This is a genomic window from Variovorax sp. OK212 (assembly GCF_900112425.1).
In the GTDB taxonomy this organism is placed as follows: domain Bacteria; phylum Pseudomonadota; class Gammaproteobacteria; order Burkholderiales; family Burkholderiaceae_C; genus Variovorax.
Genome location: NZ_FOLP01000001.1, coordinates 744,627 through 760,042, shown reverse-complemented (window position 1 = coordinate 760,042; position 15,416 = coordinate 744,627). Strand labels below are relative to the sequence as shown.

At 69.5% G+C, this 15,416-nt stretch carries 12 protein-coding genes; 7 read left to right on the top strand and 5 right to left on the bottom strand.

Annotated elements, in window-relative coordinates:
• Positions 1-6: 6 nt before the first annotated feature.
• Positions 7-1,620: a gamma-glutamyltransferase family protein gene (locus BM004_RS03385; protein WP_093211276.1), complete on the bottom strand. Its 1,614-nt coding sequence runs from the start codon at positions 1,618-1,620 to the stop codon at positions 7-9.
• A gap of 15 nt (positions 1,621-1,635) precedes the next feature.
• Positions 1,636-2,607, bottom strand: coding sequence for a Bug family tripartite tricarboxylate transporter substrate binding protein (locus BM004_RS03380; protein WP_093123636.1), 972 nt, complete (start codon positions 2,605-2,607; stop codon positions 1,636-1,638).
• Positions 2,608-2,704: 97 nt separating this feature from the next.
• On the opposite strand from BM004_RS03380, the gene BM004_RS03375 reads away from it, so the two are divergent.
• Complete coding sequence (locus BM004_RS03375) at positions 2,705-3,631, top strand: LysR family transcriptional regulator (protein WP_093123633.1); 927 nt, start codon at positions 2,705-2,707, stop codon at positions 3,629-3,631.
• Between the two features lie 78 nt (positions 3,632-3,709).
• Here the strand turns inward: BM004_RS03375 and BM004_RS03370 are convergent, their stop codons facing one another.
• From BM004_RS03370 to BM004_RS03360, 3 genes are all read right to left on the bottom strand, one after another.
• Positions 3,710-5,221 carry a tripartite tricarboxylate transporter permease gene (locus BM004_RS03370; protein ID WP_093123630.1) on the bottom strand — a complete coding sequence of 504 codons (1,512 nt, stop codon included), beginning with the start codon at positions 5,219-5,221 and terminating at the stop codon, positions 3,710-3,712.
• A 19-nt stretch (positions 5,222-5,240) separates the two neighbouring features.
• A complete protein-coding gene (locus BM004_RS03365) occupies positions 5,241-5,729 on the bottom strand; it encodes a tripartite tricarboxylate transporter TctB family protein (protein ID WP_093123628.1) in 489 nt (162 codons plus the stop codon).
• 143 nt (positions 5,730-5,872) lie between these two features.
• Positions 5,873-7,675, bottom strand: coding sequence for a type IV pilus assembly ATPase TfpB (locus BM004_RS03360; RefSeq protein ID WP_093211274.1), 1,803 nt, complete (start codon positions 7,673-7,675; stop codon positions 5,873-5,875).
• Between the two features lie 336 nt (positions 7,676-8,011).
• Between BM004_RS03360 and BM004_RS03355 the strand changes: the two genes are divergently transcribed.
• Genes BM004_RS03355 through BM004_RS03330 form a run of 6 tightly spaced genes read left to right on the top strand, consistent with a single transcriptional unit; the run spans position 8,012 to position 15,374 of the window.
• Positions 8,012-9,907, top strand: a complete 1,896-nt coding sequence (locus BM004_RS03355; protein WP_093211272.1) for a phage tail sheath family protein — start codon at positions 8,012-8,014, stop codon at positions 9,905-9,907.
• 21 nt (positions 9,908-9,928) lie between these two features.
• A complete protein-coding gene (locus BM004_RS03350; protein WP_093123620.1) occupies positions 9,929-10,453 on the top strand; it encodes a phage tail protein in 525 nt (174 codons plus the stop codon).
• A 33-nt stretch (positions 10,454-10,486) separates the two neighbouring features.
• A complete protein-coding gene (locus BM004_RS03345; protein ID WP_093211270.1) occupies positions 10,487-11,266 on the top strand; it encodes a hypothetical protein in 780 nt (259 codons plus the stop codon).
• Positions 11,263-12,060, top strand: coding sequence for a hypothetical protein (locus tag BM004_RS42405; RefSeq protein WP_093211268.1), 798 nt, complete (start codon positions 11,263-11,265; stop codon positions 12,058-12,060). Before BM004_RS03345 ends, BM004_RS42405 begins: the two co-directional genes overlap by 4 nt.
• A gap of 6 nt (positions 12,061-12,066) precedes the next feature.
• Entirely contained in the window at positions 12,067-13,251 is a 1,185-nt protein-coding gene (locus tag BM004_RS03335) for a Pvc16 family protein (RefSeq protein ID WP_093211266.1), read from the top strand.
• Positions 13,251-15,374 (top strand): ATP-binding protein, encoded by a 2,124-nt coding sequence (locus BM004_RS03330; RefSeq protein ID WP_093211264.1) that lies wholly within the window; start codon positions 13,251-13,253, stop codon positions 15,372-15,374. Before BM004_RS03335 ends, BM004_RS03330 begins: the two co-directional genes overlap by 1 nt.
• Positions 15,375-15,416 lie beyond the last annotated feature (42 nt).

Genomic DNA, 15,416 nt, shown 5'->3' with positions numbered 1-15,416 from the left:
CCGCGCTCAGTAACCCGCCGCCACGCCGTCGCGGCGCGGGTCGCTGGCGGCCACGTAGCCTTCGACCGAAGGCTCGCCCGCGCGCCAGATGAACTGGCCGGCGCCGAAGTCCTGGTACGAGTCGTTGATCACCTCCAGGTGATGACCCAGCTCGCGCAGGCCCTGCAGCGTGTTCGCGTTCATCGCGGCCTCGACGTTGATCTCCAGGCCCGTGTTGAAGCGCCAGCGCGGCGCGTCGCAGGCGGCCTGCGGGTTCTGCTTGTAGTCGAGCATGCGCACCAGCGTCTGCATGTGGCCCTGCGGCTGCATGTTGCCGCCCATCACGCCGAAGCTCATCACCGGCTGGCCGTCCTTGGTGAGGAAGGCCGGGATGATGGTGTGGAACGGGCGCTTGCCCGGTGCCACCACGTTCGGGCTCTCGGCCTTCAGGCTGAAGCCGTGGCCGCGGTTCTGCAGGCTGATGCCGAATTCGGGCTCCACGCAACCCGAGCCGAAGCCCATGTAGTTGCTCTGGATGAAGCTCACCATCATGCCGCTCTCGTCCGCGGCCGTGAGGTAGATGGTGCCGCCCTTGACCGGGTTGCCGGCCTTGAAGTCCTGCGCCTTCTTCACGTCGATGAGGCGCGCGCGCGAGGCCAGGTAGGCGTCGTCGAGCATCTGCTCGGTCGTCACCTCCATGGTGTTGCGCTCCGACACGTAGCGGTACACGTCGGCAAAGGCCAGCTTCATCGCCTCGATCTGAAGATGCTGCGACTCGACCGAGTCGACCGGCAGCGAGGCAATGTCGAACTTCTCGAGAATGCCCAGCGCGATCAGCGCGGCAATGCCCTGGCCGTTGGGCGGGATCTCGTGCAGCGTGTGGCCGCGGTAGTCGCGCGAGATCGGCTTGACCCACTCGGGCTGGTAGGCCGCGAGGTCGGCCACGGTGAGCGCGCCGCCCTGCTCGGCCGAGAACTTCGCCAGCGCCTCGGCGATCTCGCCGCTGTAGTAGGCCTCGCCCTTGGTGCGGGCGATGGCCTTCAGCGCGCGCGCGGCGGCCGCGAAGCGGAACAGGTCGCCCACCTCTGGCGCGCGGCCCCACGGCAGGAAGGCCTGCGCGAAGCCGGGCTGCGACTTCAGGATCGGCGTGGCCGCGGCCCACTTGCCCTGCACCACCGGCGGCACCAGGTAGCCGCGCTCGGCGATGTCGATGGCCGGCGCCATCAGGTCGGCGAACGGCAGCTTGCCGAAGCGCTCGCTCATCGCGACCCAGCCGCGCACCGCGCCCGGCACCGTGACCGAGTCGATGCCGCGCATCGGCGGATTGGCGGCGTCGACGCCGTACTTGGCCTTGAAGTACTCGGGCGTCCAGGCCTTGGGCGCCGGGCCCGAGGCGTTCAGGCCGTGCAGTTCCTTGCCGTCCCACAGGATGCAGAAGGCGTCGCTGCCCAGGCCGTTGCTCACCGGCTCCACCAGCGTCATCACCGCCGCCGTGGCGATGGCCGCGTCGACCGCGTTGCCGCCCTGCTGCAGGATGCGCAGGCCGGCCTGCGAGGCCAGCGGGTGCGAGGTCGACACCACGTTGCGCGCGAAGATCGGGATGCGCGTGGAAAGGTAGGGGTTGTTGAAGTCGAAGTTCATGTCAGCGGCTCTGCTTCATTCGTTGGTGATCTTGCGGTCGACGACGATCTTTTTCCATTTGGCCGCATCGACGGCGACCATCTTCGCGAACTGGTCGGGGGTGCCCGGCGTCGCGGGCTCGATACCCAGGCGCGCGAGCTTTTCCTTCACCTCGGGATCGGCCAGTGCTTCGTTCGCGGCCTTGTTCACGCGCGCCACGACGTCGGCCGGCAGGTTCTTCGGACCGTAGAAGCCGAACCACGTGTTCGACTCGTAGCCCGGCAGCGTGTCGGCGATGGGCGGCAGCTCGGGCGCCAGCGGGCTGCGCTTGAGCGAGGTGACGCCCAGCGCGCGCAGGCGGCCGTCGCGCACGTGCGGCATGCCGGTGGGCAGCGAATCGAACAGCACGTCGACCTTGCCGCTGATCAGGTCGGGAATGGCCAGCGCCGTGCCCTTGTAAGGAATGTGCGTGACGAACACGCCGGCCTGCGCCTTGAACAGCTCGGCCGTGAGCTGCACGATGGTGCCGTTGCCGCTCGACGCGTAGTTGAGCTTGCCGGGGTTCTTCTTGGCGTAGTCGATCCACTCGCGCACCGTCTTGGCGGGCGAGTTCACGGGCACCAGCATGATGCTGGCCGCGTCGCCCACGTGCGCGATGGGCGTGAAGTCGCGCACCGTGTCGTAGGGCAGCTTGCTGACGGCCGGGCCGATGGAGTGCGTGCTGGTGGTGGCCAGCAGGATCGTGTAGCCGTCGGGCGCGGCCTTGGCGGCCTGGTCGGAGCCGATGGCGCCGCCGGCACCGGGCTTGTTGTCGACCACCAGCGTGGTGCCGAGCTTCTCGCCCATCTTCTGGCCCAGCGTGCGGGCGAAGAGGTCGGTGGCGCCGGCCGCCGGGAACGGGACGATCAGGCGGATGGGCTTGTTCGGGTAGCCCTGGGCCAGGCTGGCGGACGACGCTGCCATGCCAAGCGCAACGGCGAGCACCTGGAGGAACTGGTTTCTTTTCATGTGCAGGATTCTGAGCGTCTGGAGGGAAAAACGGATGCTATTCAGCGTCGGCGCATCAAACCAGATAATTCAGCTTATTCAACTATCAACGCTGTTTATGACACGCACCGCCACGGAAGAGATCTCGCTGCAGCAGTTGCGCGCCCTGGCGGCCGTGGCCGAAACCGGCAGCTTCACGCTGGCGGCCGAGGCGCTTCAACTGACCCAGCCTGCCATCAGCCACCTGATCAAGCGCATGGAGGAAGAACTGGCGCAGCCGCTGGTGGTGCGCGGGCGGCGCATCCGCATGACCGGCGCGGGCCAGATGATGGTCGACACGGCCGTGCGGGCGCTGCGTCTCATCGACGAATCGGTCGGCGCCTGCCGCTCGCAGTCGCAGCTGCGCGAGGGCCGCGTGGTGCTGGCGGTGGGCCACCTCACTGCGGGTGCCCTGCTGCCGCCGCTGCTCGGGCGTTTCTCGCAGCAGCACCCGACGCTGGCGACCACGCTGCTCGACAGCACGGCCGAGCAGATGATTTCGCGCGTGCTGTCGCAGGAGGCCGACCTGGGCTTCGGCTCGGACATCGGCCAGAAGCATTCGGAACTGGCCACCGAGCCCCTGTTCTCCGAACGCATGGCCTTGTTCGTGCGCGACGACCATCCGCTGGCGCAGCGCGTGGTGGTCGATGCGCGGCACCTGGAGTCGCAGCCCTTCATCCATGTGAACCCCGACGCCAATGTCTGGCGCGCCGTGAGCCGCCAGCTGTCGAGCATGGCCAATGTGTACCCGCGCGTGGTGCACCACGTGTCGATGCTGTCGACGGCCTTCGGGCTGATCCAGGCGGGCGCGGGCGTGGCGCTGCTGCCGCGCTACGTCGAGGTGCTGATGCCGGCCAACCTGCGCGCGGTGGCCGTCACGCGGCCCATCCTGGAATACCCCGTGGTCGCGGTGCGGCTGGCCAAGCATCCGTTGAGTCCGGCGGCCCTGGCCTTTCTGGCGATGGCGCGGCAGCACATGAAGCCGCCGCGTGCCGGCAAGCCTTGAGTTGGCCGTGCGTGCGCCGTTCGCAAACAAAAACGGCGCCCGAAGGCGCCGTTTTCACTGAAGAGCCCGAGGCTCGGATCACTCCTCGACGAAGGCCTCTTCGCGCTTCGACTTCACGGCCGGCAGCAGCACGATGATCAGCAGCAGTGCAGCCGCGGCCAGCAGGCTTGCCGAGATCGGGCGCGTCACGAACACGCTCCAGTCGCCACGCGACAGCAGCAGCGAACGGCGCAGGTTCTCTTCCATCATCGGGCCCAGGATGAAGCCCAGCAGCAAGGGGGCGGGTTCGCAACCGAGCTTGAAGAAGGTGTAGCCCACCAGACCGAAGATGCCCACCATCCAGATGTCGAAGGTGTTGTTGTTGGTCGAGTACACGCCGATCGCGCAGAACAGCACGATGGCGGGGAACAGGTACTTGTACGGCACCGACAGCAGCTTGATCCACATGCCGATCAGCGGCAGGTTCAGGATGATCAGCATCGCGTTGCCGATCCACATCGAGGCGATCAGGCCCCAGAACAGTTCCGGGTTGCTGGTCATCACCTGCGGGCCGGGCTGGATGTTGTGGATCGTCATGGCACCCACCATCAGCGCCATCACGGCGTTGGGCGGAATGCCCAGCGTCAGCAGCGGGATGAAGGAGGTCTGCGCGCCGGCGTTGTTGGCCGACTCGGGAGCCGCCACGCCGCGGATGTTGCCCTTGCCGAAGGGCACTTCGCCCGGCTTCAGCTTGGTCTTCTTCTCGATCGTGTAGGCCGCGAAAGCTGCCAGCAACGCGCCGCCACCGGGCAGGATGCCCAGGGCCGAACCCAGCGCCGTGCCACGCAGGACTGCAGGCGTCATGCGCTTGAAGTCTTCCTTGGTCGGGAACAGGCCCGAGACCTTGGCGGTGAACACTTCGCGCTCGTCGTCCGGACGCGAGAGGTTGGCAATGATTTCGCCGTAGCCGAACACGCCCATGGCGATGGCCACGAAGCCGATGCCGTCGGTCAGCTCGGGAATGTCGAAGCTGTAGCGCGCCACGCCCGAATTCACGTCGGTACCGACCAGGCCCATCAGCAGGCCCAGCACGATCATCGCGATGGCCTTGAGCAGCGAGCCCGAAGCCAGAACCACGGCGCCGATCAGGCCCAGGATCATCAGCGAGAAGTACTCTGCGGGGCCGAACTTGAAGGCCAGCTCGGTCAGCGGCGGTGCGAAGGCGGCCAGGATCAGCGTGCCCACGCAACCAGCGAAGAACGAACCCAGCCCGGCAGCGGCGAGTGCCGGACCCGCACGGCCCTTGCGCGCCATCTGGTAGCCGTCGATCACGGTCACCACCGACGAAGACTCGCCGGGCAGGTTCACAAGAATCGCGGTGGTGGAGCCGCCGTACTGTGCGCCGTAGTAGATGCCGGCGAGCATGATCAGCGCCGACACGGGCGGCAGCGCGTACGTGGCGGGCAGCAGCATCGCGATGGTCGCGACCGGGCCGATGCCCGGCAGCACGCCGATCAGCGTGCCCAGAATGCAGCCGACCAGGCAGTACAGCAGGTTGGTGAAGGTAAAGGCAACGCCAAAACCCATCGAGAGGTGTTCAAACAATTCCATGATGTGAGTCGCTTGTTTCTCAACCGGTGATGAAGGTCGGCCAGACCTGGATCTGGAGCTTCAGCGCCCAGATGAATGCCACGTAGCTGCCCACGGCCAGGACGGTTGCGAGCGCGATGACCTTCTTCAGGTCGAACTCGTTGCCGGCCAGGCTCGAGATGATCACGAGCGCGTAGATGGCGATGATCATTCCCATCGCCGGCACACCCAGGCTCGGCAGGCCGCCGAGCAGGACGCCGAACGCGAGATTGGCGCCCAGGATGTAGACGACCTGCTTCCAGGCCCACTTGCCGATCTTTTCGCCGTCGGTGGTTTCAACGGTCAGGCCGGTGAACATGATCCCCAGGCCGATGACGGCCATCAGGATGCCGAGCATCAACGGGAAATAACCCGGTCCCATTCGGGCACCCGAGCCCACGGTGTAGGTGGTGGCGCCCCATGCGAACGCCACACCCACCACCGTGAACATCAGACCCGAGAAAAAGTCTTTCTGACTCTTGATCTTCACGAACAGTCTCCTCGAACAATTTCGATGCGGGATTGTCGAGTCAGCTTCCGGTCAGCCTGATGTGGATTCCACTAACCGGGGGCCTAGGGATAACCCGAAAGAACTCAAGGGTCCCAACGGGCAATGGGCAGGAGACGAAGGGATTATTCCAGCGGCGGCGTGGCGCTCAGCACTTCCTCGATGGTCGTCACGCCCTCGGCCACGCGCAGCGCGCCGGCCAGCCGCAGCGGCCGCATGCCGTCGATCACGGCCTGGCGGCGCAGCCCGCCCAGGTTGGGCTCCTTGGTCACGTGGCCCTTGAACGCATCGCTGATGCTCAGCAGTTCGTACAGGCCCATGCGGCCCATGTAGCCGGTCATGCGGCAGTCGACGCAACCCACCGGCTTGTAGGCACGCACCGAGCCCGTGATCTGCCAGGGCTTGACGATGGTCTCGAGCTTCTCGCGCGTGATGGTGTCGTCGGGCTGCTTGCAGTTGGGGCACAGCGTGCGCACCAGCCGCTGCGCGAGCACGCCCAGCATCACCGCGTTGATGAGGTACGACGGCACGCCCAGTTCCATCAGTCGCGTGATGGCGCTCGGCGCGTCGTTGGTGTGCAGCGTGCTGAACACCAGGTGGCCCGTGAGCGCGGCCTGCACCGCCATCTCGGCCGTGGCCAGGTCGCGGATTTCGCCGACCATGATGATGTCCGGGTCCTGCCGCATCAGTGCGCGCAGGCCCTCGGTGAAACCGAAGTCGAGTTGCGGCTGCACCTGCGTCTGGTTGAACGAAGGCTCGATCATTTCGATCGGGTCTTCCACCGTGCTCACGTTGACCTCTTCGGTCGCCACGCGCTTCAGCGTGGAGTACAGCGTGGTGGTCTTGCCCGAGCCCGTGGGCCCGGTCACCAGGATGATGCCGTTGGGCCGCGTCACCAGCTGTTCCCAGCGCTGCGCGTCGTGCTGCGCGAAGCCCAGCGCGTCGAGGTCCTTCACCGCGGTGTCGGGGTCGAAGATCCGCATCACCATCTTCTCGCCGAAGGCGGTGGGCAGCGTCGACAGCCGCATTTCGACTTCGTCGCCGCGCATGTTGCGGGTCTTGATGCGGCCGTCGAGCGGGCGGCGTTTTTCCACCACGTCCATGCGGCCCAGCAGCTTGATGCGCGCCACCATCGCGTTCATCACGCCCATGGGCATCTGGTAGGCCGGATGCAGGATGCCGTCGATGCGAAAGCGGATCACGCCCTGCTCGCGGCGCGGCTCCAGGTGGATGTCGCTCGCGCGCTGGTCGAAGGCGTATTGCCACAGCCAGTCGACCACCTGCACCACGCTCTGGTCGTTGGCGTCGAGCTGCTTGGTGCTCTTGCCCAGTTCGACCAGCTGCTCGAAGCTCGCGCCGCCGGTGTTGCCGCCGGCCTTCTGCGCCGCGCGCACCGACTTCGCAAGCGCGAAGAACTCGGCCGTGTAGCGCTGGATGTCCGCCGGGTTGGCCACCACGCGGCGCACCGAGCGCCGCGCCTGGCGCTCGACCTCGGCGATCCAGTCGGTGAGAAAAGGCTCGGCCGTGGCCACCACCACTTCGTTGGGCAGCACCTGCACCGGCAACACCTTGTGGCGCTCGGCATAGGCCGCGCTCATGGTGTCGGCCACCTTGCCCACATCGACCTTCAGCGGATCGATGCGCAGGTACGTGAGCCCCGCGCGCCCCGCCAGCCACTGCGTGAGCATTTCGAGATCGAGCGGCTTGCCGTCGCTCTCGCGCGTCATCGCCACATTGGCCAGGCGCACCAGCGGGGCCTGGCGGCTTTCGGCCTGCGCGCAGCGCGCGATGGTGCGCTTGGCTTCGACCGGGGAAATCACGCCGTCGGTGGCGAGCCACTCGATCAGGCGGCGCAGTTCGAGCGGACCTTCGTGGCGCGAGGCCGCGCCGGGGGTGGCGGAAGTGGAAGCAACAGGAACAGCGCTCATGAACCGGAAAGAATTAAGAAATCAGGACTCGGCCACCGCGTCGGCAACAAGGATGCGCGCGCCTGCGGGCGAGGTGCGCCGAGTCTGGATGGTTTGCGCGCGATCGGCAAGCCCACCGGGTGTCATTCGACCCGCCCCGGCCCCTGAAACCGGGTCGCGCGTGACACGCCCGCCACACCCCGCGCCATCGCGTTTGCCCGTCCTTTCCCATGCGCGACAAGCACTTAGCGCCGGCGCGCCGCACGGGCGCGCGGTGGCACAGCGATTGCACCCTGTGCAGGGATGCGCACCGGCCCGTCCGGCGCTTTGACCGTCCACACGAGCGAAGGGAACGCTATGGTCCAGGTGACATATCCCGGCGTCTACATCCAGGAGCGCGCGAGCGGCGTGCGCACCATCACAGGTGTCGCCACCTCGATCGCCGCCTTCGTCGGCTACACCCGCAAGGGCGTGCCCGACAAGGCCGTGGCGATCACGAGCTTCTCCGACTTCGAGCGCGGCTACGGCGGCCTCGACCACGACAGCCCGCTGTCGTACGCGGTGCGGCAGTTCTATGCCAACGGCGGCAGCCAGGCACTGGTCGTGCGCGTGGCCAGCGGCTTCGCGAGCGCCGCCTTCGTGCTGAGCGACGACACGCCCGCGCCGGTGCTCGACGTCACCGCGGCCAGTCCCGGCAGCTGGGCCAACAGCCTGCGCATCGCCATCGACCGCACCGCCGTGCGCAACCCCGATGCCGAGTTCAACCTCGTGGTGCAGCAACTCGGCAGCGACGGCGTGACCCTGCAGACGCTGGAGACGCACCGCAACCTCAACCTCGACGCCAACTCGCCGCAGTACGCGGTGTCGGTGGTCAACGGCGCCTCGGCCGCCGTCACGCTCGCTCGACGTGCGCTCGTGTTCGCCGACACCGGCTTCGCGGTCGGCACCGACAGCGCGACGCTGGCCTGGCCCATCAACCCCGCCGCGCGCACCATCACCGGCGTGCTCGACGGCACCACGCCCTTCACGCTGGCCGTGGGCGCGGGCCCCTTCGCCGACCTGGCCGCCGTGATCGCGGCCGTCACCGCCGCCATCACGGCCGCGGGTGTGGTGGGCCTCGCGGCATCCGAAACCGGCGCCGACGGCACGGCGGGCACCGACCACCTGAGGCTGGCCTCGGCCGCCGCGGGCGAGTCGTCGGCCGTCACCATCGGCGGCGGTGCCTTCGGCGGGCTGGCCGCGCTGCTCGGGCTGGGGCTGGCCAACGGCGGGCGCGAGTTCACGGGCAGCGCCGAACACCGGCCCGCCGTGGTGGCCGCGCCGCTGCCCGCGCCCGGCACGCCCGGTGTGGACGGGGTGCGCGCCGGCGCGGTCGAGCTCGTCGGCAGCCCGCTCGCCAAGACCGGCATGCAGGCGCTGCTCGACACCGACCTGTTCAACCTGCTGGTGATCCCCGAGACCTTCGACATGACCGACGCGCAGGCCGCCGCCGTCATCGCCTCGGCGGCCGACCTGTGCGAGAACCGGCGCGCCTTCTACATCCTCGATGCGCCCTCGGGCAAGACGCTCGCCAACATCGCCGCCTGGGCCAACGGCGTCACGCAGACACGCAACGCGGCCGTGTACTTTCCGCCGGTGCGCATCGTCGATCCGCTGGACGGCCTGCGCCCGCGCGCCATGCCGCCCTCGGGCACGCTGGCCGGCGTGTACGCGCGCACCGACGCCACGCGCGGCGTGTGGAAGGCGCCGGCCGGCACCGACGCTACGCTCAACGGCGTGATCGACCTGGGCCTGCCCGTGAGCGACCTGGAGAACGGCAACCTCAACCCGCACGGCATCAACGTGCTGCGCAGCTTCCCGGCGTACGGCCGCGTGGTCTGGGGCGCGCGCACCACGCGCGGCGCCGACGCGCAGGCCGACGAGTACAAGTACGTGCCCATCCGCCGTCTCGCGCTCTTCCTGGAGGAGAGCCTGTACCGCGGCACGCAGTGGGTGGTGTTCGAGCCCAACGACGAGCCTCTGTGGGCGCAGATCCGGCTGAACCTGGGCGTGTTCATGAACGGCCTGTTCCGCCAGGGCGCCTTCCAGGGCTCGACGCCGCAGGAGGCCTACTTCGTCAAGTGCGACAAGGAGACCACCACGCAGGCCGACCGCAACCTCGGCATCGTGAACATCGAGGTGGGCTTCGCCCCGTTGAAGCCGGCCGAGTTCGTGGTCATCACGATCCAGCAAGTCATCGGCGACCTGTCCTGATCCAACTGAAGGGAGCTGAACATGCCCAAAGGTTTCATCGTCAACGCCCACCGCGTCGACCCCTACAAGAACTTCAAGTTCCAGCTCATGTGGGACGGCCGCGTGGTGCTGGGCATCAGCAAGGTCGGCGCGCTCAAGCGCACCACCGACGTGGTCAAGCACCGCGAGGGCGGCGACAACAGCACCGACCGCAAGTCGCCCGGGCGCACCACCTACGACGCCATCACGCTGGAGCGCGGCATCACGCACGACCTGGAGTTCGAGAAGTGGGCCAACCTGGTCCACCCCATCACCGACGCCGGCATGGACCTGAAGAACTTCCGCAAGGACGTGGTGCTGCTCATGAACAACGAACGCGGCCAGACCGTGAAGCGCTACAAGATCTACCGCGCCTGGGTCAGCGAGTACACCGCCGTGCCCGACCTCGACTCGAACGCCAACGCCATCGCCATCGAGCACCTGAAGCTGGAGACCGAGGGCTGGGAGCGCGACATCGACTCGCCCGAACCCGACGAGACCGGCGCGGTGCCGCAACCGGCGGGCTGATCTCCCGTGCCGCTGCACCATGGACGCCACGCCATGCCCACACCGTCGATCTCGCTGCGGGCGTTCGGACGCGCCGAAGACCTGGACATCGCCCTGGACGTCGACCTGCTGCAGGCCGACCGGCCCGCGCTGGTGACGGCGCTGCTCGACCGCTGCGGCGGCAAGAGCAATGCGGCGTTCTGGTGGTCGCGCCCGGTGGGCGTGCGCATCGGCGCGCTGCTGCGGCTGGTGGCGCTGACGGAAGAGACCGACACGCTGGGCGTGGTGCTGCGCTGCGTGCAGGCGGATTGCGGCGAGCGCTTCGAGGTCGAACTGCCGCTCGCCGAACTGATGGCGCGCGCGCCCGCCGAACGCGATGCGCGCGGCGAACACCTGCGCATCGCCCTGCCCGGCGGCCGCTTCGCCACCCTGCGCCTGCCCACCGGCGACGACCTGCGCGACTGGCGCACCCAGCCGCACGCGAGCACCGCCGACGCCGTGGCCGCCGTGATCGACACGCTGCGCCTGGACGGCGACCTGCAGCCCGGCGACGCGGCCGCGCTGGCCGAAGCCATTGCCGCGCACGACCCGCTGGTGGCCTTCAGCGTGGCCAGCACCTGCCCGGCCTGCGGGGCCGAAGACGAACTGCCGGTGGACCTCGAAGGGCTCGCGCTGCACAGGCTCGCGCAGCGCCAGCGCGGGCTGCTGCTCGACGTGCACCAGCTGGCCTCGCACTACGGCTGGACCGAGGAACAGGCGCTGGCCGTGCCGCCGAGGCGGCGCGCGCGTTACATCGCGCTGATCGACAACGACGCGGGAGGCGGACTGCCATGACCACGACCACGAACTACTTCGGCGCGCTGCTGCGGTCCGCGGGGCATCCGGTGGCCGGCGCGGCGAGTGTGGCGGCGGTGCAGCCGTCTGTCCAAGCTGGCGCCGATCTGATGGAGATCGACGTCGAGCGTGAAGCGCAAGCCACCGACGCGGGCACGGCGGCTGCTCGGCTGCAGCCGGCGAACGCACCGGTTCGCCAGGCCGAGGGCGGTTCGGTGCCTTCCACGCATGCGCCGCGGCAACCCGAGCTTCGCGCGCCTTCGCCGTTGCCTGCAACGCGCGACACAGCAGCGTCCACACCCGATGTCGTCGACCTCTCGCCGCCCCTTCTGCACACCGCCGTTCAGGCCGCCCTGGCCTGGGTCGCATCGGACCCGCGGGCGCACGCCGAAGCGGGCACCGCCTCGGCGGTCGATGGCGAGGACACGGTGGTCCGGCTGCCGGTTCTCGCGCCCGGCATCGAGGAGGTCTCGCAGGAAGTCGAAGCCTTCGCTTCGACGGAGGGCGCCATCGGCGGCGCCGCCGACGACGACGATGACCGCGGCACCGTGCCACAAGGCCCGTCCAACCACCGCCGCAGCGCCGCCAGCCCCAACGCGGAACGCCGCACGCGAGCAGCCCCCGCCGCGCGCGAAGAGCCCATCGAGGTCACCATCGGCGCCATCCACCTGCACGTGGACGCCCCGCCGCCCGCCGCCATCGCGCCCGCGCCCAGCCCGCCCGCCGCGGCGCCGTCGCTGCGCACCCCCACCCCGCGCTCGGCCCTCTCGCGCCGCGCGCTCTACCGGCTCTGACGCGCCATGGCACTCGTCGACTCCGGCCGGGCCATCGGTGCCGTCACGCGGCTGCTGCAGGACCACCTGATCCGGCGCGGCTTCGACGTGAGCATCGGCAAGCCCGAGGACGCGGCCAGCAACAACGCCAACGCCAAGCTCAACCTCTTCCTCTACGAGACCGGGTTCGACCCGCACCTGCGCAACCACGCGCTGCACACCGGCCAGCCCGCGCCGCTGTGGCTGGTGCTCAAGTACCTGCTGACCGCCTTCGACCGCGTCGAGGACAGCGACAGCGCCGACGCGCACGAGCTGCTGGGCCGCGGCCTGGGCGCATTGCACGAGCTCAACTTTCTCGCGCTCGACGCGGCCGTCGCGCCCGCCGTGGCACAGGCGCTGGAGAACAACCCCGAGCCGCTCAAGCTCAGCTTCGACGACTCCGGCGTGGAGCTGCTCTCCAAGATCATGCAGGGCACCGACGAGCGCTACCGCCTCTCGGTGGCGTTCGAGATGCGCCCCGTGATGATCGTGCCCGGCACCGACCCGGCGTCCTCGTTGCTGGTGGGCGTCAACTACGAGACCACGCCCAACACCATCATCGGCGGCGAGGGCGTGCAGGTCGACGTGCAGCCCACGCTCGGGCCTTCGCTCGACCGCGTCGAGCCCGACGCCTTCGAGGCCGGCGACAGCTTCACGCTGTTCGGCGACGACCTCAACGGCAGCGACCTCGAAGCCGTGCTCGACGGCGTGGTGCTCACCGTCACCGGCCGGCGGCCCGACCGCATGCAGGTCAGGGCCGAAGGCTCGCCCGCCGTCACGCCGGTGGCCGACGGCACCGTCATCTCGGCCGGCGAGCATCCGCTGATCGTGCGACGGCGCCTTTCGCCGACACGCACGCGCTCCAGCAACCTGGTGGCCGCGCGGCTGCTGCCCACGCTCACCGGCGCGGCCATGACCGGCGGCGACCTCACGCTCAGCGGCAACCTGCTGGGCACCGACGCCGACGACGTGATCGTCGCGCTGCTGCGCAACGGCGTCGCGGTGCGGCAGTTCGACACCGTCATCGCCTCCGGCGCGCCGGCCGCGCCACCCTGGCAACGGACCCTGACGGTGCTCGGCGTGGCCGCCGCCGTGGGCGCGGGCGTGTACCGCGTGGTGCTGCGCGTGAACGGCCAGCAGGCGCGCTCCAGCCCGGACGTGACGGTGCCGTGATGACGCAGAACACCCCGCTCAAGGCCAGCGACGCCGATGCCGTGGTGTTCCTGCCCGGCGCGCGCGGCGAAGACCCGCTGGCGCAGCACTGGCTGCGCCAGGTCACGCTGCGGCTGCGGCGCGAGGTGTGCTGGCTGTGGCGCGAGCGGACCGCGCAGGTGGCGCAGGTGGCACAGATGCCCGGCGATGCAGACAGCGCGCTGCCGCCGTTTTCCGACCGCGCGCTGGGCACGCTCGACCTGCTGCGCTACGCCAACGACAAGCGCAGCTTCTTCGCCAGCGACGTCACGGCACGCCACCTCGGCGAGCTGATCGCAGCGCCGGCTGCGCCGGTGCGAGCCGGCGGCCCGCGCGGCTCCTTCACGTGGCTGGTGCAGGCGCTCGGCCTCACGCCGCTCGAGCGCTTCGTGCTCGCGATGGCGCTGCTGCCGGTGGTCGACAGCGCGGCCGGCCAGGTGATCGCGGCCTGTCTCAACGACCCGGGCCGCACCGAGCCCACGCTGGCGCTCGCACAGCGCCTGTGGGACGAGCCCGACGACCTCGTGCGCGGTTTCGACGCGGCGCATCCGCTGTTGCGCCACGGCGTGCTGTCGGCGAACGGCCAGGGCTGGCACGCCACGCTGGCGGTCGCGGGGCCGGTCGCGCGCGAGCTGCTGTTCCCCGGCCATGAAGCGCCGGCCTCGCTGCAGGCGGTGCCGCCGTGCAGCGACGTCGCCGCGCCGCCCGGCCTGCGCGTGACCGCGCCCGGCGCGCGCATGAGCCTGCAGCCGCTGGTCGGTGTGGCCGGCGCGCCGCTGGCCGAAGTCGCGGCCGCGGCCTGCGCGCCGGCCGGCGTGCCCGTCGTGCAGCCCAGCCCCGCGCTGGCGCGCGAACACCTGCAGCCCTTGCTGGTCACGGCCTGGCTGCGCGGCTGCGCCGTGTACCTGCCCATCGAGCTGCTGGCCGACGGCTGCGCGCACGACGCGCATGCCGAGCCGCCGCCGTTGCCCGCCCTGCCGCTCACCGTGTTCATCGGCCTGCGCGAGCGCGAGCCGCTGCGCAGCCTCGGGCCGCACGCACTGCCGCCCGTGGAAGTGCCACCGATGACGCACGCCGAGCGCCTCGCCTGCTGGCGTGGCGCATTGCCCGGCGTGCGCGACGAGACCCTGCTGGGCGAGGTGGCCCGGCGCTTTCGCTACGAGCGCGAGGCCATCCACCGCGTCGGCGACGAACTCGCGGCGCGCGGCATCGTGCCCACCGCCGAGGCGCTGCTGCAAGCCGCGCGCGCCGACCTCGACCTGGGCGCGCTCGCGCAACCGGTTGTGCCGCGCTTTCGGCTCGACGAACTCATGCTGCCGCCGGAGCAGACCCGCCAGCTCGGCGAGATCGTCGCCGCCATGCGCAACCTCACGCGCGTGCACTACGAATGGGGCACGGCGCGCGCGTGGAACGAGGGCGGCCTCGCGGCCCTGTTCTCCGGCCCGCCCGGCACCGGCAAGACCATGGCGGCCGAGGCCATCGCCAACGAACTCGGCCTGCCGATCTACCGCATCGACCTGTCGCAGGTGGTGAACAAGTACATCGGCGAAACCGAGAAGAACCTGCGCCGCCTGTTCGACGCCGCCGACTCGGCCGACGTGATCCTGTTCTTCGACGAGGCCGACGCCCTCTTCGGCAAGCGCACCGAGGTGAAGGACGCGCACGACCGCTATGCCAACCTCGAGGTGAGCTACCTGCTGGAGCGCATGGAGCGCTTCAAGGGCCTGGCCATCCTCGCCACCAACCGCAAGAAGGACCTCGACGAAGCCTTCCTGCGCCGCCTGCGCTTCGTGCTCGAACTGCCCTTGCCCGGCCCGGCCGAGCGGCTGCGCATCTGGCAGGGTGCGATGCCGGGCGGTGTCGATGCGAGCGCGCTCGACCTGCCTTTTCTCGCGCAGAACTTCGCATTGGCCGGCGGCCATATCCGCGGCATCGTGTTCCAGGCGTGCCTGCAAAGCGCGAACGAAGGTGCGCCGCGTGCGCTGGGCATGCCGGCCGTCATTCGTGCGGTGCACCGCGAGTACGCGAAGCTCGAACGGGCGCACAGCCTGGACCAGTTCGGTCCTTACGCGTCGCTGGTTGCGGCGCCGAGGAGCCCGGAATGAAAGCCTGTTCTTCGATTCAGCGTCATTCAGGGCAGGCGTTGA